The organism is Bacteroidota bacterium (assembly GCA_008933805.1).
GTDB lineage: Bacteria > Bacteroidota > Bacteroidia > UBA8524 > UBA8524 > SB11.
Genome location: WBUH01000010.1, coordinates 57,969 through 78,712, shown reverse-complemented (window position 1 = coordinate 78,712; position 20,744 = coordinate 57,969). Strand labels below are relative to the sequence as shown.

General features: G+C 41.0%; 16 protein-coding genes. 6 read left to right on the top strand and 10 right to left on the bottom strand.

Annotated elements, in window-relative coordinates; genetic code table 11:
* The first annotated feature begins 27 nt into the window (after window positions 1-27).
* The gene (locus F9K23_11045; protein ID KAB2915376.1) at window positions 28-375 is read left to right on the top strand and encodes a DUF1801 domain-containing protein; all 348 of its coding nucleotides are present in this window, start codon (window positions 28-30) and stop codon (window positions 373-375) included.
* Window positions 376-460: 85 nt separating this feature from the next.
* Here the strand turns inward: F9K23_11045 and F9K23_11040 are convergent, their stop codons facing one another.
* The 10 genes from F9K23_11040 to F9K23_10995 form a co-directional block, all read right to left on the bottom strand.
* On the bottom strand, window positions 461-616 hold the full coding sequence (locus F9K23_11040) for a lmo0937 family membrane protein (protein KAB2915375.1): 156 nt from the start codon (window positions 614-616) through the stop codon (window positions 461-463).
* 17 nt (window positions 617-633) lie between these two features.
* Window positions 634-1,236: a hypothetical protein gene (locus F9K23_11035; protein KAB2915374.1), complete on the bottom strand. Its 603-nt coding sequence runs from the start codon at window positions 1,234-1,236 to the stop codon at window positions 634-636.
* Between the two features lie 40 nt (window positions 1,237-1,276).
* Window positions 1,277-1,927: a PorT family protein gene (locus tag F9K23_11030; GenBank protein KAB2915373.1), complete on the bottom strand. Its 651-nt coding sequence runs from the start codon at window positions 1,925-1,927 to the stop codon at window positions 1,277-1,279.
* 27 nt (window positions 1,928-1,954) lie between these two features.
* Entirely contained in the window at window positions 1,955-2,398 is a 444-nt protein-coding gene (locus F9K23_11025; protein KAB2915372.1) for a hypothetical protein, read from the bottom strand.
* 154 nt (window positions 2,399-2,552) lie between these two features.
* Complete coding sequence (locus tag F9K23_11020) at window positions 2,553-2,936, bottom strand: hypothetical protein (protein KAB2915371.1); 384 nt, start codon at window positions 2,934-2,936, stop codon at window positions 2,553-2,555.
* Window positions 2,933-3,292, bottom strand: a complete 360-nt coding sequence (locus tag F9K23_11015) for a hypothetical protein (protein ID KAB2915370.1) — start codon at window positions 3,290-3,292, stop codon at window positions 2,933-2,935. The genes F9K23_11020 and F9K23_11015 overlap by 4 nt, the downstream gene beginning before the upstream one ends.
* A gap of 26 nt (window positions 3,293-3,318) precedes the next feature.
* The gene (locus F9K23_11010; protein KAB2915369.1) at window positions 3,319-3,579 is read right to left on the bottom strand and encodes a YtxH domain-containing protein; all 261 of its coding nucleotides are present in this window, start codon (window positions 3,577-3,579) and stop codon (window positions 3,319-3,321) included.
* 25 nt (window positions 3,580-3,604) lie between these two features.
* Window positions 3,605-3,943: a cupin domain-containing protein gene (locus tag F9K23_11005; GenBank protein ID KAB2915368.1), complete on the bottom strand. Its 339-nt coding sequence runs from the start codon at window positions 3,941-3,943 to the stop codon at window positions 3,605-3,607.
* A 124-nt stretch (window positions 3,944-4,067) separates the two neighbouring features.
* The gene (locus tag F9K23_11000; GenBank protein KAB2915367.1) at window positions 4,068-4,289 is read right to left on the bottom strand and encodes a hypothetical protein; all 222 of its coding nucleotides are present in this window, start codon (window positions 4,287-4,289) and stop codon (window positions 4,068-4,070) included.
* Window positions 4,290-4,390: 101 nt separating this feature from the next.
* Complete coding sequence (locus tag F9K23_10995; GenBank protein KAB2915461.1) at window positions 4,391-4,930, bottom strand: helix-turn-helix transcriptional regulator; 540 nt, start codon at window positions 4,928-4,930, stop codon at window positions 4,391-4,393.
* Window positions 4,931-5,227: 297 nt separating this feature from the next.
* On the opposite strand from F9K23_10995, the gene F9K23_10990 reads away from it, so the two are divergent.
* The 5 genes from F9K23_10990 to F9K23_10970 all read left to right on the top strand — a co-directional run bounded on the left by F9K23_10990 (window position 5,228) and on the right by F9K23_10970 (window position 20,731).
* On the top strand, window positions 5,228-6,772 hold the full coding sequence (locus F9K23_10990; GenBank protein KAB2915366.1) for a YifB family Mg chelatase-like AAA ATPase: 1,545 nt from the start codon (window positions 5,228-5,230) through the stop codon (window positions 6,770-6,772).
* Window positions 6,773-6,808: 36 nt separating this feature from the next.
* Entirely contained in the window at window positions 6,809-7,228 is a 420-nt protein-coding gene (locus tag F9K23_10985; protein ID KAB2915365.1) for a hypothetical protein, read from the top strand.
* Window positions 7,229-7,384: 156 nt separating this feature from the next.
* Window positions 7,385-8,797, top strand: coding sequence for a hypothetical protein (locus F9K23_10980; GenBank protein ID KAB2915364.1), 1,413 nt, complete (start codon window positions 7,385-7,387; stop codon window positions 8,795-8,797).
* Window positions 8,798-9,171: 374 nt separating this feature from the next.
* On the top strand, window positions 9,172-12,720 hold the full coding sequence (locus tag F9K23_10975) for a T9SS type B sorting domain-containing protein (GenBank protein KAB2915363.1): 3,549 nt from the start codon (window positions 9,172-9,174) through the stop codon (window positions 12,718-12,720).
* Window positions 12,721-12,757: 37 nt separating this feature from the next.
* Window positions 12,758-20,731, top strand: a complete 7,974-nt coding sequence (locus F9K23_10970; protein ID KAB2915362.1) for a T9SS type A sorting domain-containing protein — start codon at window positions 12,758-12,760, stop codon at window positions 20,729-20,731.
* Window positions 20,732-20,744 lie beyond the last annotated feature (13 nt).

Sequence of the window (20,744 nt, the reverse complement as noted above, 5' to 3'; positions counted from 1 at the left end):
GGGTTAATAATTTCAAGTATTAGATAAATGAACGAAGCACTTACCGGCTTTTACTTTCAAAAAACTGAGCCGCAACAAAGTTGCTTACTGGCTTTGCGTGATATTATACTAAACTGCCACAATAGCATTGAGGAAACCCTGAATTACGGAATGCCTTTGTTTACTTACAAAGGGAAACGCTTGTGTTATTTGTGGGTAGATAAGAAAACGCAATGGCCGTATATTTTGATAGTTGACGGAGATAAGATAAGCCACCATGCCTTGCAAACCGGCAACCGTGCGCGGATGAAAATACTACCTGTAGACCCTAATACTGATATTCAGATTGAAATTATTGAAGAGATAATGGAATTGGCAGTATCGTACAAAAAGTAAAGGAGGGTCTGTTTCCAAACCCTCCCTGTTTTACACACACTTTCAAGTGGTAAAGACATACTTTCCCAAGCTGCTCAGTACCTGCTTAAAGAGTATTTTTTCCTTTTATTAGGCGCAATAAGATAGCAACTATGGCTATTACCAGCAGAATGTGTATAAGGGCCCCTGCATTGTAACCTAAAAACCCCACTGCCCAAACAACTACTAGTACAATGGCGATTGCATATAGTAAATTTCCCATAATTTATTTTTTAACTGTTAATGGTGAAAGGCTAAACCGATAGTAGATACCCCGCTTGATAAATCAAGGAATGCGCCAACCCTGTTGTTAAAGTGATACTCAGTACCTACGTGAATATCTAAGTACAAGGGACGAGCCCCTTTGTAATAATCTTTATCACCGTTGTAATCGCTGTCCCAGCTTCTGTTCACAATGGCAAAGCCTAATGAACCGGCTAGGTAAAAATCCCAACTAGAGTTTGCAGCAAGTATATCATCAAAATAGTAAGAACCTTTTAAGCCGATAGGTATCACCGTTTCGCGGTAGCGGTAGTTTCTGTAGGGGTGGTTATTACTTCCCCAATAATACTCATTGGTATAGCTGTAAAAACTTATGAAAGGGGCTAAGGTGAAGTTTTTTGCAACATCCAGCTCGTAGTTAAGATGGAATACGGGCAAAGAGCGGTTTACATATCCATAATAACCTATTCCTATACCCGCATTTAATGTTTTGCCATACTTTGTGCTGTAACCGCTTTTTGTGGTTGTAACCGTAGTGGTTGTGGTAGTAGTAGTTTGAGCGTAAAGTGCAGTAAATACTGTTGAGAATAGTAAGAGTGTTATTAAAATTAATTTTTTCATATTTTTATTTTATGTACTAAGTAATACCAATCGGTATTACTTACAATCTAAAACCAATAGTTATTTGTAGCCATTGGTTTTTGTAGCGTGGTGTTGATGATGAGCCATCGCCATTGTTTGTTTGAAAATCCCATGCCATCCTGCCTGAAAGTACAATGTGTGAGACGTTAATATCGCCGCCCACTACAAAACCAAGCACGTTTTTGCGCACATTATCGTTTTCAAATTCTCTTTCCTGCTCAGTGCTGTTTGCCCCAAACGTGTATTTGTTTTTTTCGTTTATCAGGTATGAATATTGGGGTCCGAAAACAATGCTTAAATACTCAATAGGTTTTATTTGCAGCATTATAGGCACATCAATATATGTTGTTGTTTTAGAGAACGAGTAGGGATTGCCCAGTAATGTTCCGCCGCCTTGAAATCCTTTTTGCGAAAGCAAAAGCTCAGGCTGCACACCAAGGTATTTACCTATTGGTATTCCTAAGAATACTCCCCCCGCAAACCCTACCCTTGGGTCGGCCTCAAAATCCTGTCCTTGTTCGTCCCAAACATTAGAATAATTGATGCCGGCTTTTATCCCGAAGGTAAGTTTTTCGCGCATGTCAATATTGTCATCATTCTCGCCTTGGGCAAGTAATGTGTTACTAAAAGAAAGTAGTAACACGCATATTATAATAAGTGATTTTTTCATGATTTTTTGTGTTTAATGGCGTGTAAATTATTTAGTGTTTTTAGCGGTTAAATCTGCAAAGGCTTTGTTTAGCTCCTCCATATCACGGGCATATTGCGCTTTAAAAATCTCCCATTTGTCTTTACCTTCTAAGGTATATTCGTCTAACCTTTTTTTCATGTCGCTGTTTTTTTGATCCAGCTCAGCGATTTTTTTTGTATAATCTTTTTTCACTGCAATTTTTTCAGCTTCTATTCGCGTATTAAACTCAGAAAGTGTGCGGTCATTCGCAAGTATTTTTTCATTCGTTTCTTTTTTATAGGCTTCTATATCAGCTATATAGTCTTTGTTGGCTTGCTCAAGTTCTCTGTTGGCTTTTTCTACGTCGCTTTGGGCGTTTTCAACCTTCTTTGCCGGAGAGCTACAGCCTGTAATGATCATAATTATCATTAGTATTATTGATGCCATTACTATTAATTTATTTATTTTCATGATTTTTTAAAAAATTTAAGACGTTGATAGTTCACATTAAGAGTACAAAGTTGCAACTGTTTTAAATTGTATGTGTTACACTTGTTTGGTGATAAGTTACATTAATCACTTGTTTTATCCCTTAGGATATAATTAATGTTTAAAAAAGGTGTGATTATACTTCTACATCCTCTCGGCCAAAAAATATCTTAAAGATATTTTTTCCGGCTGCTTTTATAGCTTCCGGATGTTTTGAGGCGATATTGGCAATGGTGAATTGTAACAAGAGTCCTCCCATTTTTATCATGGGATTGTGCGATGAGCCCGTTATTATTTTCTTTGAAAGATAACCCATTGCTAAACCTATTGCATTATTTATCAATGTGGTTTTTAATTCGGGTGCTGTTGCTACTTCGTGTAGCGTGGTTTTTAAAAGATTAATTGGTCTAAGGCTTTGGTAAGTGGCATCCAGTTGCTGTGTAAGCAGTTTTAGTTGCGTTGCTTGTGTGTTTTTTAAAAGAAGTATTTTCTCATTCAACACATCACTTTTGCTTTTCATACATCTTTTTGTAACAATGTTATAATGGCATTATTTATAGGACGTATAATTAATTGCTTGCGAAGGCCTACAAGTAATAATGCTAATAATCCATAAAATCCTCCTACAATAAAATACCCATAATATAGTTTACCCAATACCTCACCTAACCACATGGCAACACCTATATTCATAAATACTGCAAATACTGCTGTAATAAGTGTTATTACCAAACCCGCTGTTATCAGCGATAGTAAATCGGCTGTTTTGCTTATGGCCACCAGCCGTATTAGCTCTATTGTGGTTTTGCTATAGGCAGCGGCTTCTTCAAAAAGTATTTCAATGGGTGTTGCTTCAGCTGTAGTGGTTTCCGGCATGCTTAATAGTTTAGGTGAAAAATTGGTTACAACTGTTTTCCGGCTTTGTTGCCTGCTTGTTCATCAGCAGCCACGTCTTTTAGTTCGTCTTTCACACTCTCATACTTATCCGTAATTGCAGCCATTAGCTCGTCAAATTTGCCTTTAAGCCCGTCAAGGTAGTCTTCGCCTTTATTCATTATATTTTTCCTTGTTACCGACCCTTTTTCAGGTGCAAGTAAAATGCCCAATAATGCACCGGCAGCTAAGCCGCCCAAAACCCCTAATACTATTTTTCCTGAGTTCATAATTTTTTGTTTTAAACTGTGTTTACTATTCGTACCCGCTTTTTATTATTGTAGAGATCATTTTGAACCTCACATTTGCTTTAATGGTATTGCGTGAGTGGGCAGGTATAATGATTGATTGTCCTGTGTTTAGAAGGTGCGAAACATCATTAATAACCACTTCAGCCTTTCCATCAATTACCTGTATGAAAGTATCAAACGGTGAAATTTTTTCAGTTAATGCTTCTCCGGTGTCAAATGAAACAGCACTAATATTGCCGGTTGTTTTTCTGATAATTGTTTTAATTACTACCGAGTTGGGTATGTATTCAAGAATTTCTACAATGATAAAAACTCTAGCGCTTTCAAAATCTGCATTTTCCACAATAACGGGTGTTGTTTTTTAAAAGGGCAGAGTTTTAAGGCTCCGCCCTTTGTCTATTAAATTCTCTTTTTTAAAGGCTTGCAATAGCTATAAAATATCGCGTTATCAATTAATAAAGATGAATTTAAGCTTTTTCAGGAAATCCTTTTTTTAGGATATTAATAACCTCTTCGCGATTTTTATTCAGCCTTTTTTCAATCCTTCCCAATAGGTCGGTTTCTTTACCCATTTCAAATTTCAAATCGGCATCCGTTAGTTGAGGGTATTTCTCCTTCAGTAGCCTTGTTTGCATTCCCCAGTCTCCTGACACTTTAAATGCTTCTGCTGGTTTTTTTTGGGTATCCATAATTATTTTTATTTAGTGTGGTTAATAATTTAACTACACTACAAAGATGCAGGCGTTTTAATAACAACTTGTTACACAACATTTGTAATCTGTTACACAAATCACATGTTTTCTAAATTGCTTTTTCTTTTTTGGCCTAATTTCTTGTAATAAGTAGGCGAAAGCCCTGTAATTTTTTTAAACTGGTTGGATAGATGCGCCACACTGCTGTAGTGCAGTTTGTATGATATTTCGGTTAGGTTAAGCTCGTCATACAACAGTAATTCTTTCACCCGTTCAATCTTGTGGATGATGATATACTGCTGTAGGGTTATTCCCTTCACTTCCGAAAAAATGTTAGACAAGTAGGTATAATCCAAATTTAGTTTCTCGCTGATGTAGTCTGAGTAATTTGCTTTGGGCAATTCGTCAGAGTAATGTATCATCTCAGTAACCACATTTTTTATCTTTTCTATTAGAATGCTTTTTTTGTCATCCAATAGTTCCAGTCCTGATTTTTTAAGACTTATTTTGAGTAACTGTAATTGGTCGGGAGTAATTTCTTCTAATACTTCAACCATTCCAAGATCCACAAAAATGTAATGCAAGCCAAGAAGTTTCAGCTCGTTTTTCACTACCATTTTGCAGCGTAAACTCACCATGTATTTTATATGTATAACCATAAACTGTGTTGAAAGGGACACCTAAGGCAGCATTTACTCGTTTGTTTGCGAATTGGTTGTGCAGTGCGGTGATAATTTGCCGGAGCAGAGAGGGGGTAGAATGATAGGCGGCTTTTTGAGGAGTCGACATTACTAGCCGCAAGCTAATCACACCAAAGATAGTGTAATTTTTTATATAAGCACTATAGTATTGAATTAAGTACAAGCCTTCTATGATGTTTTTATACCCTTTATACAGAGAAATAAATACATTTACCAAAAATTTCAAGGGTAGCAATGCTGGTAAAAACTTACGGAAGTGCCGTATATGGAGTAAATGCACAAACCATTACTGTAGAGGTGAATGCAGGGGAGGGAGCGGGCTATTTTTTAATAGGCTTGCCTGATAATGCCGTAAAGGAAAGTCAATGGCGCATAGAAACTGCATTTAAAAATGCGGGATTAAAATTGCCTCGCAAAAAGGTGGTGATAAACATGGCGCCTGCCGATATACGCAAAGAAGGTTCAGCGTATGATTTAACCATAGCTGCGGCTATGTTGGCCGTATCAGACCAAGTAACTGAAATTGAAAAGCTGGGTAAATACCTGATAATGGGTGAACTATCGTTGGACGGCAGTTTGAAGCCCATTAAGGGTGCACTACCCATAGCTATACAAGCCCGCAAAGAGGGTTTTGAAGGGTTTATATTACCTGTGCAAAATGCACGCGAAGCTGCTATTGTAGCTGATTTTAAGGTGTACGGAGCTAATCACTTGGGCGAAGTGGTGAGTTTTTTTAACGGGGATGAAGGTGCCATTGAGCGTTTTGAAGTAGATACCCGCCGCGAGTTTGCCGAGCAGCAAGCCAATGTAGAGTTTGATTTTGCCGATGTAAAAGGGCAGGAAAACATTAAACGTGCGCTTGAAATTGCTGCCGCAGGCGGACACAACGTAATAATGATAGGCCCGCCGGGTAGCGGCAAAACAATGCTTGCCAAACGTTTGCCCAGCATATTGCCTCCGCTTACACTTCACGAAGCTCTTGAAACTACCAAAATACACTCGGTGGCTGGTAAGCTTGCGCAAAACGTGGGGTTAACGCCCATACGTCCGTTTCGGTCGCCGCACCACACTATTAGTGATGTGGCACTGGTAGGCGGGGGGGCAGTACCCCAACCGGGCGAAATTTCATTGGCCCATAACGGAGTATTGTTTTTGGATGAATTGCCTGAGTTTAAGCGTACCGTGCTTGAAGTAATGCGCCAGCCTTTGGAGGAACGCAGAGTAACCATCAGTCGGGCAAAATTTTCAGTGGATTACCCTGCCAGCTTTATGTTGGTTGCTGCTATGAACCCGTGTCCGTGCGGATATTATAACCACCCCGATAAGGATTGCGTATGTGCCCCCGGTGTTGTACAAAAGTATTTGAGCAAAGTGAGTGGGCCGTTGTTGGACAGGATTGACATACATATTGAGGTTACCCCCGTTAGTTTCGACCAGTTATCGGAGCAGCGCAAAGCTGAGAATAGTTTAGAGGTTAGGGAACGGGTGCTGAAAGCCCGCGATATCCAAACCGAGCGGTTTAAGGGAAATCCTGCTGTGTATAGCAATGCCATGATGAGCAGTAGTAAAGTACAGGAGATTTGCCAGATAAGTGCTGTGGGGCAGAAACTACTGAAAACAGCCATGGAACGTTTGCAGCTTTCGGCGCGTGCTTACGATCGTATCTTAAAAGTAAGCCGAACTATTGCCGACCTTGCCGCCAGCGAAGAAATACGCCCCGAACACCTTGCTGAAGCCATCCAGTTCCGCAGTTTGGATAGAGAGAATTGGGCGGGGTAAAAGTGCATTATATAGTCGGTTAAAGAATATTTATACATGATGTACTTTTTATCCTTTTTGGGATGTTATACAGTATTTATGTCGGTTAGACTTTTTTTTCAATCAAAAAGATTGTCAGGTTGGTTGGAGGCTAAAGCGATTGTTCACTCAATAGCAATTGAATGTGTTGAATATGGTTCAGGTGATATGGGTTGGATTGAAGTTGTAGATATTTCATATCGTGTTGACGGAAAGAGCTATGCGCAAAGAGTTAAATACAGAGAGGGGTTGTTTTATTTTTACGCGCCATTTAATTATACAGTTAACAAGTCAGGTCTTAAAAGCAGTTCAGAATGCTTGATTTATTGTAACCCGCAAGATTATTCTGATATCACATTTGCTAGAACAAAGTTTGATATTATGCCTTGGGTTTACTTAGCCCTTGGAGTATTACTTATTATTATCTCAGTTGCTTAAAATCCTCTCTATTAATAACTCTAATACATTTCTTCTTTCGTTATAAAACGGGCTTTCTTTACATTAAGAAGGGGTTATCATTTTGTTACGTTTCTCGGATGTAACACGCTCATTATCTTTAATAAGTATGATTGCGGGTTGCACTGAAAAACTACGATGGATTACCTATTTAATGCGGTTAAAAACATGACCGCAAAAGAGATGATTTTGCTTAAAAAACGTATTGGCAAGCAAGCCCAAAAATCGCGTTTGCTTAATTACGTGTATGAGAGCGATGAAACGGATTTGAAAGAGATAATTGAGAAACTGGGCTATGCGGATAAACCGGCCGGTTTTTATACCCTTAAGAACCGTTTGTACGAAGATGTGATAAGCGTAAAGATTGAGATTGAGAAGAACGAGGTTATCATCACTAAAGAGAAGGTGCAAAACCTTCGCGGGTTGGTGTACTCACACGATGCTACAACGTTGGTGCGGGAACTGCAACGGATAGAAAAGAAATGCTTTGAGCTGGAGTTGTTTGCTGAGTTGAAGGAGATTTACTTCTGTTTTATGATGCTGTACAGGCATGATAAGAAAAAGATGCAGCAGTATAAAAGCCTGATGACGGATGCTGATTTCAAGCAGAAAACCATGATGAAGCTGGAAGAGCTTTTCTACACTAAGTTGTTGGATACGCAAGACCTCTTCTATTTTAACAACTCTTACTTTTATAACGAGGCAAAGGATGCGCTTGAGCAAGTGAAACAAGTGGATGAATTCTTACATTGTAAATCATCGTCGTTTTTATACCTGAGTGCAAAACTTACCCTGCGTCTTACATATCCTGTAAGTAAAGAAACTGCCGACAGTAAAGAGATATTAAAAGAGTTGGTATTGTTGCACAAGCTCTACCATAACTCGTTTTTGCTAAACCGTTACCCCAATTGCAACATTGCTATACAGTGCCTTTTTAGTAAGTATTATTACCTAACAGGTGCGCAAGAGCAATTTGAGCATACGCAGAAGTACATTATGGAGCAGATTAATACGGTTACCGGATTTAAGATGTTTGAGTGTACCATCTTCTATTTTATCTTCATGTCGGTGCTTAGCAAAGTTGATATTTGGAACCGTTCGGCATTATCGTCGCAAATTACCCAGTTGCTTTCACAAGAGAAGCTGGAATACTTTAGCAACACAATGAAGAATTACTTTTACTACCTGATGGCAGTGAAAGAGTTTTACATCAGTGATTATAACAAAAGCTCGGCAATGCTGCTTAAGTCGCGCAAGTATTTCAACAGTCTTAACAATAATACCTGCTGGATTGCTGTAGAAAACGTGATTCTTAATATCTACAACTATACCCAAACAGGTGATTATGCATTAATCAACTCTGAACTGGGCTTGCTTACAAGGGTCATCTCTCGTTTTAACTTTGAAGATACTTACGTTAAGCCTATTAAAGAGATTATAAAAATCACCAAGCAACACCTTGCCGCCAAGGATTTTTCCGGCTACAACGCCGAGTTGGAACGGATTAAGAACATCAATAACCAACAGCTGTATAAACTGATTAGGTTTTAAGTAACTGCGGATATAATACCTGTATTTACTACTAACTCACTTTAGAAACCCCGGATGCATTAGGGCAGCGGGGTTTCTCTCATTTTAGGCCGTTTCTTTCATGGCTAATATTAAGAGAACCTTTACTGTATTTAATGCGGGTGTTAAAGCCTAAAAATAATCCACTGTGCTATCCGTTTTCTAGTTTTAAAATCTAAATTATTTTTTTTTTAATGTGTTGATATATAGATTTTATACTACCAAAAATAGTCTGTATTCGGTTTTGGTTTTGGGGTGCTTTCTAAAAAAGAGGTGGTGTTCTTACACCGTAACCATTGCATAACTTTTACGCTATACGACCTCTATACTTTTGTCGGGCAAATTTTTTTGAAATCATGTATAAAGGTTTTTACAAATCGTTGTTTGTTGTTCTGATATTGTTCTCGGCTATTCTGGTAAACGGCCAGAATAACCTGGCTGTTACTAATGTAATATATCCTACTACAGCCCTAAACTGTACCAATGCACCCCGCACCGATAGTGTGGTTGTTAGGGTGGCAAACATCTCAGGTGCAGCTATTACCAACTTTGATATTTCGTATAGCCTTAACGGAGGTTCTGTAGTTACCGAAACCTACACAGGAGCTAGTATTGCAACTGCGGGTTCTATAAACTACACCTTTGCAACCAAACTAAACACCTTAACAGGTGGAGTAAATACCTTAAAGGTATATACCAGTTTGCCGGGCGACCCAACAAGGGCAAATGATACTTCGGTATTTGTTTATGTACCTAAAGTATCATCGTTTCCTTACTTTGAAAGTTTTGAAAGCAACAACGGCGGTTTTACTGCCGGTGGAACTAACTCAACTTGGATTTGGGGTGCAAGGAATAAACCCAACACAGGCCAATCAGCCCACGGTGTTAATAGCTGGACAAACGGTGGTCTTACCGGACTATACGCCAATAGCGACGTTTCTTATTTAACATCGCCTTGCTACGATTTCACTAATCTTAAAACACCCTACATAGCCTTTCAGTTTGTAGTTGAGGTAGAATATAGCTGGGAGGTAGTTACCATGCAATACTCTACAAACGGTGGAGGTACTTGGAACAACTTAGGTTCTAATGCTGATGCTGATAACTGCGAAACTAAAAACTGGTATAACCTTGGCGGTTGGAGCGGTAACGCACGCAGTTACCCATGTGGTAGCTGGGGAAGCGGTTGCGGCGGCAGAGGATATTGCGGTGGATGGGCTGAGGCAAAACGCTGTCTTAATATGCTGGCAGGTCAGCCAAGCGTAATGTTCCGTTGGGCATTTACCTCAACAGGTTCGCAATGTACAGCTGAAGGTTTTGCACTGGATTCATTAGTTATAGGTGAAGCTCCTGCTCTTAATCCTTTAAGCGTTACTGCCCCTGATACTATTTGCCAAAACGCTCCAGCGTTTTTCAATACTTCATTATCAAGCTGCTACAAAAACCCGCGTTGGGATTTTGGTGACGGTTCACCTATTTTAAAAACAATGGTGGCTGCCCATGCTTTTAGGAGCGCGGGTACTTATAAAGTAACCTTTATGGTTGACGGCCTTTGCGGTAAGGTTGATACAGTGTTTAAGCAAATAACCATTTTGCCTGCACCTCCTACCACCATTACAGGTCTTTCTAATAAAATTTGTCAATCGGGCTCAGTGGTAACTCTTACGGGTACGCCCACAGGTGGTACTTTTTATGTTGACGGTACTCAGCAAAATACCATTGACCCTTCCACCTTCTCATTAGGTAGTCACTACGTAGTATATAAATATACCGATACAACCGTAGGCGGTTGCACGGCAACTGATACAGTTGATTTTACTATATATATGCCTACTGCCGCTATTGATAATTTAGGCGGACAGTATTGCCCCGCGGCACCATCCTTTAAACTAAAAGGAACTCCCGCCGGAGGTATATTTACCATTAACGGTGTGCCAGACTCGGTTTTTAATCCCGGTACTTTGGGATTAGGCACTCATACCGTTATCTATGCTTATACAGATTCAATCGGTTGTCCTGCAAGCGATACCAAAAAGAGTGATGTAAACAATACCTTGGTGGTTACCCTTGGCGGGATGAACAGTTTTTATTGCGCAGGCGAGCCTGAAGTAGTATTAACCGGAACACCTACAGGCGGTATTTTCTACGTAAACGGTGTTGCCGATACTAAATATGACCCTGCTGCTTTGGCTGCCCGTGCAGGTATAGATACCGTTGTATATTATTATAGTGACGGTGCATGTGCTAATGCCGATACAGCTACGGTTGATGTAATAAAAAACAACCCTAATATTACAGGGCTAAGCGCGGTGTATTGCTACGATGCTGCTACCGTAAGCCTTACTGCAAACCCTACAGGCGGTATATTTACTCTTGACGGTAACCCTGTATTTAGTATAAACCCCAAAACAATTGCAACGGGTGCGCACAGGTTGGTATATACCTACCAAGATCCTACGTACAGCTGTATTGATTCAGCAGTAGGTACTTTCACTATTGATAAGCCAACGGCCAATATCACAGGGCTAAATGCAAACTACTGTATTGATGCCGCGCAAGTAACGCTTACAGGAGCTCCTGCGGGTGGTAACTTTACATTAGATAATACAGCAGCTACACAGTTTACCCCTGCTACAGCAGGTTTGGGTAACCACAGGGTGATATACACCTATACTAATGCAAACAATTGCAGTACAAAAGACACTCAAGACTTTGTTGTGGTGGGTTTGCCAAACCCTCAAATTGTTGGTCTTACTAAAAACCTGTGCTTCAACAGCAATCCTATTTCTATTACAACCAACCCTACCGGCGGTGCAATAACCATTGATGGTTTGCCCGTATCAGGTAATACATTCGACCCATCCATTTATACAGCCGGAAAGCATCACGTAATTGAATACACTTTTGTTGATTTTGTGTACGGTTGCGTAAACAAAGTAAAAGACTCCGTATTTGTGGGTACACCTCCTCCCGTAGCCATTAACGGTCTTAACACTCAGTACTGTAGCTCAGATGATTTAATTCAGCTATCAGGTACGCCAATGGGCGGGCAGTTTACGGTAAACGGAACCAATACCAACTCATTCAATCCCAAAACATTGGGAGCAGGTTCGCACTCTGTTAAGTACAGCTATACGGATGCTAACGGATGCTACAATGAGATAGACCAACTGGTGGATGTTATTACCAATCCCGGAGATACAATTTTCCCCGGTCCGGTTATTAATATATGCAGGGGCGAAAAAGTTACCCTTAATGTAAGCGGTTCGCTACCCGGTATGTGGAGTACCAACGAAACTACGCCGACAATCACTGTACAACCTTCAACAAATGCCTCGTATTGGTTTAAAGTAACCGATTGCGCCAACTACGCTGATACCGTGCAAATATTGGTGAACAATAACCCCAATGCTGATTTTGACTTCACTCCCCAGCAAGGTTTTGTGCCCTTGGATATTATCGCCACCAACAAAACACTAAACATCAGCTCGTTTAAATGGATTGTTGAGGGCAAAGAATCTGTTGATAATCCCCTTAAACACACATTTGAAACCCCAGGCCAGTTTAAAGTTACCCTTATTGTGGTGAACGATAAAGGCTGTGTGGACACTATCGAAAAAATAGTAACCGTGTACGAAGGGATAACCATCCCTAATGTATTCTCACCCGAAGGGGACGGTGTTAACGACAATTTCGGAGCCATTACTAAGGGAACATTTACCCAATACAGCTTTAAGATTTTTGACCGTTGGGGCAAACTGATGTTTGAAGGCAGCCGACCTGAAGACCGTTGGAACGGTGATTTTAACGGAAACCCTGCTCCTGCTGGTACATACTTCTACTTGCTGGTGGCTGAAAACCTTAAGCAGTTTAAACTGGAAGGTACGGTAACACTGGTACGATAAGCAATAGGAATTACACAAGGAAGAATAAACGGAATAAATGAAAACGATAAACAAATTGCTCTGCCTGCTGGCAATGACCGTTTTTGTGACGGTGGCTGCAACTGCGCAGGATTCAAGAGCGTATGATTTTGCAACCGACAAAAAAGGGGATTTGCGAAAAGATGCCAATGGTAATGCCATTGACTTCTCTACAGTAACCTCTTTGATTACTGCCAATACTGCTAACCAAAACACACAGGTATATAACCTGCCTTTTAATGTGGTGCTTTTGGGCAAGGTGTATAAGCACTTCTTAATAGGTACATCAGGGTATTTGGTATTAGGTAATAATGATAATACCGCTGAACAGTTGTTGTTTCCTGCAACCAACGGAAACTCCTTTAAGTTGGGCAACAATAACTATCGTTTTCAAGGCGTGATAGCCCCTTTTTGGGACATTCAAACCGCTGCTTCACTTAAATATACGGTTACGGGTACAGCGCCCAACCGTGCTTTAGTAGTGGAGTGGGTTACATACATACCCTCAGCAGCAACACCCGTTGCAGGTAGCGAAAGCAATTACCAAGTACGCATTTACGAAAACGGCGGTGTGATTGAGTATGTATATGGTAAGATGGTTATCCCATCTACCAATACCGCAACTCCGGTTACTGCTACTATTGGTATTGCCCGCAACAGCGCATTAGCAGATTACAACTTTTTAGTAGTAACTGATTTGGACAGTTTTGATACTGCCCGTACCCTTACTGCCTATACAACTTCGTTAGATAACTTGTACAACAAAGCCGATTCAGGTGTTATTGCTCCGCTTACGTATGATAACGACAGCAATGCTCGCAGGTTTGTTTTTACGCCTGATGTGATTTACGGTCCATCAAACATGACATCAATAAATGTTACTTACGACCAAGCTGTTTTGTATTGGGACGATAACAGTAACAACGAGGTGAGGTTTGAAATTGAGAAGAAAGACAAGTACGGTAACTTTAACTACTTTGACAGTACTACCCAGAACATCAACTTTTATTTGGCCGAAGGTTTCTATCCCGGCGAAGAACACGTTTTCAGGGTAAGGACTTATAATCAAGGTCAATATTCGGCATATAGCAACATCTGCACGGTATCAATACCTCCTGCGCAATTAATAGAGGCCGTAGCCGGCGGTGCATGGTCAAACCCTGCAACTTGGTCAACCAATTCGGTTCCCAGCCGCTACGATAGCGTTGTAGTAAGCAAAGGCTACGAGGTAATACTTGACGATGCAGCAGCCAATGCGTATCATTTAGTAATTGATAGCGGTGCGCTGGTATATGAAAACACAAGTGCCACCCGCAAACTAAACGTACACGGCAATATTTGGGTGAGCGAAGACGGTAAAATTTCCGTTCATTCGGTACCTACCAATACTAATACATCAATGGTATTGGCCGTTCGCGGTGATATTTATAATAATGGTGTTATAGACCTTTATAAGAAGAACGGTACCAAAGAAGAGGGGGTGATCCTTACTTTTTTTGGTCGCAAAGTTTCTTCATTTATTACCAACGCCACTGCAACAACAAACATCAGTTCACTTTCGGTTGAAAGAACAAACATTGCTGACTCGGTATATTTTTCACCTGCTACAGCCACTGTTCGCGGATACAATACTGACTTGCTATCAAACGGAGGTTTTGTGGAAACTAACAATTGGGTAGGTACGCTTGTAATAGGCGGTAACTATAAACTTGAAAACCGTTTGTTTACAGCATTTAACCCTGTAATTGGTGATAATGCAGGGGTTGTTTTTGCAAACGACAGTCTTACGGTTGTTGGGCAAAACAGCAACATTGCTTTTAACGGCACTTTTAAAGTGCAAAAGGGCTCTTTATCCTTCGGGACTACTAACAACAACTATTTCAGCGGTTCTTTTGATTTGATTATTGAAGGCGGTTCAATGAACCTTGCCGGAAGGTTGTACAGCCCCAGTGCTACATCGTTTATTCAAACGGGGGGTAAGCTGCGCTTAGCCGTAGTTGGTAACAATACTAACGAGCCTACAATGGGTTTAACAACGGCTGTTATTAAAATGCTGGGCGGTGAAATTGTTTTGGTAAACCCCGGTATTGTAACGAGCCGTTTAGACTATTACGTACAAGGTACAGGTGCTTCTGAATACACAGGTACATGGGTAAAACTAACCGATTCCACCACTACAGCAACTGCTGCAAATCCTGAGTTTTTAGTACGCGGTGTATTCCCTAATCTATTAACCGACAGCTCTGCTACTTCAACCAAAACAGTAAAAGTAAGGTTAACTGCGTTTGCCAACGTTATGGGTGATTTTATCCATACGGCAAATGATACTTTTAACCTTAATGCTTACTTATACTTAGCCGATTCGGTTATTAACAACGGTTACATCTATTCGGGTAACGTATCAGGCGCGATGGTGTTTAATGGTAAAAACCAAACACTTACCGGTACAGGATACTCTAATTTGGCAAGGCTTGATGTTTTGCAGACAGATACTGCATCAACCCTTGTTATTCCTGCTCCTAATATGATTCGCACAATTCTGCTGAATCTTACAACGGGTAACGTTATCAATGCCAAAAACCTGCGTTTGGGCGATAGTCTTAACGCAATAAATATTGAAATAAGCAGGGTTAGCGGTAGCTATTTTTATGGCGGAACATTAGATACTTTTCCTGAATTGTGGAGGGGTAATGCTGCCTATAACATTAGCTATATCAACCTTGGTAAAGCGTATAAAACAGGTTTCGAAATTCCTGCCGACAGGAACATTACTAACCTTACTATCAACTCTGATTCGGCCGTTGCAATCACCAACGGCTCAATAAACGTTGCGCAAGTACTAACACTTACCAAAGGTGTGTTTGTAGTTGATGCTCCTAATAAAATACGCATAGCCAATCCTGCCGCCGCTGCAATTGTGGGTGGTAGTGCTACAACGTATATACGCGGTGCTGTAGCAAGGCGTTTGGATAAAAAACTAACTGCCGGTGCTTATACATTCCCTGTTGGAAACCAAGCGTATAGCCCGCTTTCATTAAATACACTGGTTACCGATAGCAGTTTTTCAGAGATAACAGCCAGTTTCCGCAAAGAGCCTTTGGCTTTTAGCATAGGAAAAGGGATAACTACTGTTGATACTGCTTTTGGACATTGGGTAGTGGTTGCTGACAGCAACGCTAAAGGCATCAGCTCGTTTGGCGTTAATGTAAACTACAAAATTACTGACGGCTTTGTTCGTGTGGCAAGTGGTAAAACCAACTCACTAGCCGCCGCGCCTGCTTTTGATTCGGCAGGAACAAGAGTTAGTCCTGTTAGCGTGGTGCTTGCGGCCTCAAAAATGGGCTTTGATACTTCGGCTAATACCGTGTTGTTTATTGCTCCGGCAGATTATTCAGGCGATACTATTTACAACAATATATATAGGGTAGGTAGGGGATATGATTTTGAAAACCTTACTGCTGTTTCAAAAAAACTGGCTTCAAGCTACATAGCCGGTAACCCTAAGTTTCTTATTACCTCAACTTACGACGACGTAAACGAAGAATATCCTGTCTTTTTCAGCCAAATGCGTTATGCAGGCAATGGCGGTAAAGTATTAATCCGCTTGGACTCTAACGCTTTTGGGATTGTTACCGGTAGCAAAACAAAAACTACAAATGCTTCGTACGGTATGATTGCCATGTATGGTGCAGATAGTATTGAGTTTGACGGCGCCGGATATGATATTTTAGGCAACCCGACCAATACCCGCGAGTGGACTTTCAGAACAGAAACCAATGCCGCCAATGCTTCGGTGTTTATGTTGCAGCAAGATGCGCACAACAACATTTTTAACAACCTTACTATAGTAGCCAATGCCTCAGGTACCCAAGGCGGTATCTTTATTAGCAACACCTTTACCGGTGGTGAGGGTAATGATGGTACTATTATAAAAAACAACTCGTTTGTCATCGGAGCCGACAGAGTTTCCTCGTACGGTATAGTTTCAGTGGGTCTTTCCGCTACTGCTACTAACGACAATATTCAGATACTAAACAACGAATTTTCAAACTTCACCGTTGCGCATATTGCAGCTTCAACGTATTCAGGGCCAAACTGGAAAATATCGGGCAACCACTTCTTTCAAAACGATACACGCGCTCTAACCAGTGCGGTACGTGCAATTGATGTGGTAGCTAACGCTACTGCGCACGGGTATGAAATTTCATACAATTACATTGGCGGTACACAAAAATTTGCAAGCGGTGCTATGTGGTCATACGGAGGTACTGCTGCACTTTCGCTGATGAACATAACCGTTGGCAACAATACCCCCACAATTATTAAGGGTAACGTAATCAGGTTATATACACAATCACAAACATCTTCATTCATTGTTAGGGTGATAAGCCTTAACGCTGGTAAGTTCATCTTCTCAGGTAATAAAATAGGTGGTAACTTATCTAACTACAACGATGCACTTGTTCTAAACAACGGCAATGCGTTGTCAATTCTTTACCTTCCTTCAAGTGTTACTGCGAGTGCAGAAATTACTGATAACGAGTTTTCATACATCCGTCATTCGGGGGTTGTCAGCACTGCAAAAGCCTTTAGGGTAATTGATTATCAGGCAGCCGCCCCTGCGTATATAGCCCGTAACGTGTTGCACGATATACAAGGCTTTAGTAGCCGTATTACCGGTGCGCAAGATGCTGCATTTATGGGTGTTTATTTGGCTAACAACTTTAGTAATAACATTATTGAAAACAACGAGATGTACTCGTTGTTGAATAACAGCTCAACCGCTACCGGATTTATTACCTGTATAGGTACTAACGGCGGTAACGGTGATATACGCAACAACAAACTATACAAAGTAAGCCACCAAACTACCTCGGCAAGTGCAGGAACCTTAATGGGTATTCACGTTAACGCGGGTACTTGGAATGTTTACAAAAACCAAATTTTGTTTGCCAACGAGGCATTTGCAAACATGCCCGTGTCGTTGCAAGGTATTCGCTACTATTCAACTGCAGCCGTTGCCGGTAAAGTACATAACAATACAATTGTATTGGGCGGACAAACACGCAGCACCAACTCATACGGATTGGTACACGGTAGCACTTCTGCAAGGGTTGAGATGTATAACAACATCGTTATCAATAAAAATAACATGACCGGCGGTGCTACTTTCAGGGCCGTTGGTATTCATGCCGCTCCAAGTTCTGTTTTCTCCAGCGATTTCAACGTGGTGTACACTCCGATTGAAAGCAATGCATTCTACAATGTGAGCAATGCAACTGCTTATACCCCCCAAAGTTGGAATGCACTAACCGGACTTGAGAAAAATACAATCTTTAATACCATACCTGTATTTAGGGATACGTTGGTGGCCAACTTGTTGCTAACCCTTGATACCATTAACTGGAAATTAAATGCTGCGGGCAGAGCCACTACGTTTGGAAAAGATTACGAAGGCGAAACCCGCCACAACAACCAACCCGATATTGGTGCCGACGAGTTTGGAGCACCCATGTTTGCCACACCGGTTTTTGTAGGTGGTAACGATACTTTGTGTGCAGGCAATACCCGCACACTTATTGCCCAAAACCCCAATGCAGGTGGTAAAATATACTGGTTTAATAAACCCTACGGCGGTGATACGATACACATAGGTGATACATTAGTTACTGATACTATCACAGTCAACAGTGCATTTTACGCGCAGGTTTCAGACAGTCTTGTACGCAGTTACCGTGTTGAGGTGCCGGTAAATGTAATACCCGTTGCTACACCTTGGATTGCAAACCTTCCTGTTGATTCAGTATGTAACGGTACATCTTGGACATTGATTGCTGATTCAACCTCAGGTGCTGTAATTAGCTGGTACGATAGCCTGAACGCGGTGACACCGTTTCATATAGGCCGTTCTTATACTACACCTGTTTTAACAAGTGATACCATCTATTATATCAGTACAGTTAGCAACGGTTGTGTTTCTGCCAAAGTGCCTTTTGAAGTGTTGGTAAGCGACACCATTGTAGGTGTACCTGCGATAAGCAGCCAAACAGTTTGCGAAGGCAGCAATGTTACGTGGACTACTAACGGCCCCGATATTATCCGTTGGTATAACAGTGAAACTGAAACCCTGCCAATGGTTGAGGATACCATTTTTGATGCAGGTAACTTATACAACGATACCACCTATTGGTACGAAGTATTTAACGGCCGTTGTTTAGGCAACCGTAATACCGTTAGCGTTACTGTAAACCCAATTCCAGCCGCTCCGTTTATTGACAGTCAGTTTGTGGTGTGCTATAACGGCAGCATTAATCTTGCTCCTGTTGTTAGCGGTACAGCTACTTGGTACGCTGATGCAGTTTCTACAACTCCCCTAAACACAGGCGCATTAATCTTTAATACTCTGGTTGCCGATACTACTTTGTTTGTTGATAATTCACAAGCAGGCTGCACCAGCGCAAGGGTTAAAACTACTATAAAAGTTCAAACCCCGGCTTCGGTAAACTTTGTAAGTGCTGCAAGCCCGATTTGCTTTAATACCAACTCGCAAATTGTGTTGAGCAAAAACGGAAACGGTACTATTAAGTGGTTCGACCAATACAATGCAACTACAACCATAGCTACCGGTGATACATTAAACACAGCTACACTTGCTGCTGATAAAACCTATTACTATGAGCTGTTTGACGGATTGTGTACAACCGTTCGTGATTCAGTTCAAATAGCGGTAATACCTTTTGCAATCAAGCCTGTAATTACTCCCGTTGATTCTGTTTGCTACGGTTTGTCGGATACACTTGTGGCTGCTGCTGCCGGTGCTGTAATTAACTGGTACGAGAATAAAACATCAGCCCCTGTATATTCAGGTAACGACTTTGTATTACCCGCAGTTACAGGTAATAAAAAATACTTTGCCAAGGCAGTATATGCAGGTTGCGAAAGCGACTTTGAAACAGTGAACGTAAACGTTCGTGCATTGCCTCAACCCCCATTGGTTGATTCTGTTCAACCTGTTTGTAGAGGAAACGCAGCCATACTAAAAGCAGTAACACCTGCAACGGCTGAGTGGTTTAACTCTCTGTTTGCAACTACTCCTTCATCTATAGGAAATACTTACACTACTGCTAACCTGAATGTAAACACTACATTTTATGTGCAATCGTACGATGGTTATTGCCGCAGCGAAAAACGCCCTGTTGCAGTAACACTTCGTAATGCACCTGCCGCACCTGTAATTAAAACAGTCAATCCTTTCTGTTGGGGAGATAACGTAACCATTGAAGCAGGTTCAAACAGCATCGTACGTTGGTACAAAGATGCTGCCGATACTGTGCCTTTTGTTGCTGATAGTACCTTGTTTGTAGGTAAGCTGTTTAAAGATACAACCTATTACATAGAAAGCTACGACGGTTTCTGCACCAGCAGTAAAGTAACTTATAACGTAGGCGTAATCCGATACATGGATGGCTTCTCCGTTTCAATTCCCGATTCGGCAAACATTAAAACCCAAGTTACTCTTAGTGCTACCGGTAATTTTGATAACCTGTACGGCTGGAACTTCGGTTCAGGTGCAAGCTTATCAAGTGCTACGGGAACAGGTCCCCACAATCTTGAGTGGAGCACTAAAGGATTGAAAAATGTACGCTTAACCATCACCAAAAAGGTAGGTGCAGTTACCTGCGATACGGTAATCACCAAAACGGTAAAAGTATATAACCTTAGCGAATTGCTATCAACCCAAACAGTTGATAACGCTTCATTGCTAAGTGTTTATCCAAATCCGGCATCATCTGTACTAAATATCATTGCTACAGAAGGAACAACCATTGCACATATCACACTTGCCGATGTAACAGGCAAAACAGTTTACACAGAAACTGTTGATGCTTCTTATAAAACAGTTGATGTGAAGGGCTTTGCCAAAGGAGTGTATTTGTTACAAATCAGATTAAACAATAGCCAAACGGTAATGCAAAAAGTAATTATCGATTAATCCGGTTGAAAGT

What these genes read in the sequence shown, in the direction of transcription:
- F9K23_11030 (KAB2915373.1), bottom strand. Translation starts at nt 1,927, where the DNA reads ATGAAAAAATCACTTATTATAATATGCGTGTTACTACTTTCTTTTAGT.
- F9K23_11040 (KAB2915375.1), bottom strand. Translation starts at nt 616, where the DNA reads ATGGGAAATTTACTATATGCAATCGCCATTGTACTAGTAGTTGTTTGG.
- F9K23_11000 (KAB2915367.1), bottom strand. Translation starts at nt 4,289, where the DNA reads ATGGATACCCAAAAAAAACCAGCAGAAGCATTTAAAGTGTCAGGAGAC.
- F9K23_11010 (KAB2915369.1), bottom strand. Translation starts at nt 3,579, where the DNA reads ATGAACTCAGGAAAAATAGTATTAGGGGTTTTGGGCGGCTTAGCTGCC.
- F9K23_11020 (KAB2915371.1), bottom strand. Translation starts at nt 2,936, where the DNA reads ATGAAAAGCAAAAGTGATGTGTTGAATGAGAAAATACTTCTTTTAAAA.
- F9K23_11035 (KAB2915374.1), bottom strand. Translation starts at nt 1,236, where the DNA reads ATGAAAAAATTAATTTTAATAACACTCTTACTATTCTCAACAGTATTT.
- F9K23_10975 (KAB2915363.1), top strand. Translation starts at nt 9,172, where the DNA reads ATGTATAAAGGTTTTTACAAATCGTTGTTTGTTGTTCTGATATTGTTC.
- F9K23_10995 (KAB2915461.1), bottom strand. Translation starts at nt 4,930, where the DNA reads ATGGTGAGTTTACGCTGCAAAATGGTAGTGAAAAACGAGCTGAAACTT.
- F9K23_10980 (KAB2915364.1), top strand. Translation starts at nt 7,385, where the DNA reads ATGGATTACCTATTTAATGCGGTTAAAAACATGACCGCAAAAGAGATG.
- F9K23_10990 (KAB2915366.1), top strand. Translation starts at nt 5,228, where the DNA reads ATGCTGGTAAAAACTTACGGAAGTGCCGTATATGGAGTAAATGCACAA.
- F9K23_10970 (KAB2915362.1), top strand. Translation starts at nt 12,758, where the DNA reads ATGAAAACGATAAACAAATTGCTCTGCCTGCTGGCAATGACCGTTTTT.
- F9K23_11015 (KAB2915370.1), bottom strand. Translation starts at nt 3,292, where the DNA reads ATGCCGGAAACCACTACAGCTGAAGCAACACCCATTGAAATACTTTTT.
- F9K23_11025 (KAB2915372.1), bottom strand. Translation starts at nt 2,398, where the DNA reads ATGAAAATAAATAAATTAATAGTAATGGCATCAATAATACTAATGATA.
- F9K23_10985 (KAB2915365.1), top strand. Translation starts at nt 6,809, where the DNA reads ATGATGTACTTTTTATCCTTTTTGGGATGTTATACAGTATTTATGTCG.
- F9K23_11045 (KAB2915376.1), top strand. Translation starts at nt 28, where the DNA reads ATGAACGAAGCACTTACCGGCTTTTACTTTCAAAAAACTGAGCCGCAA.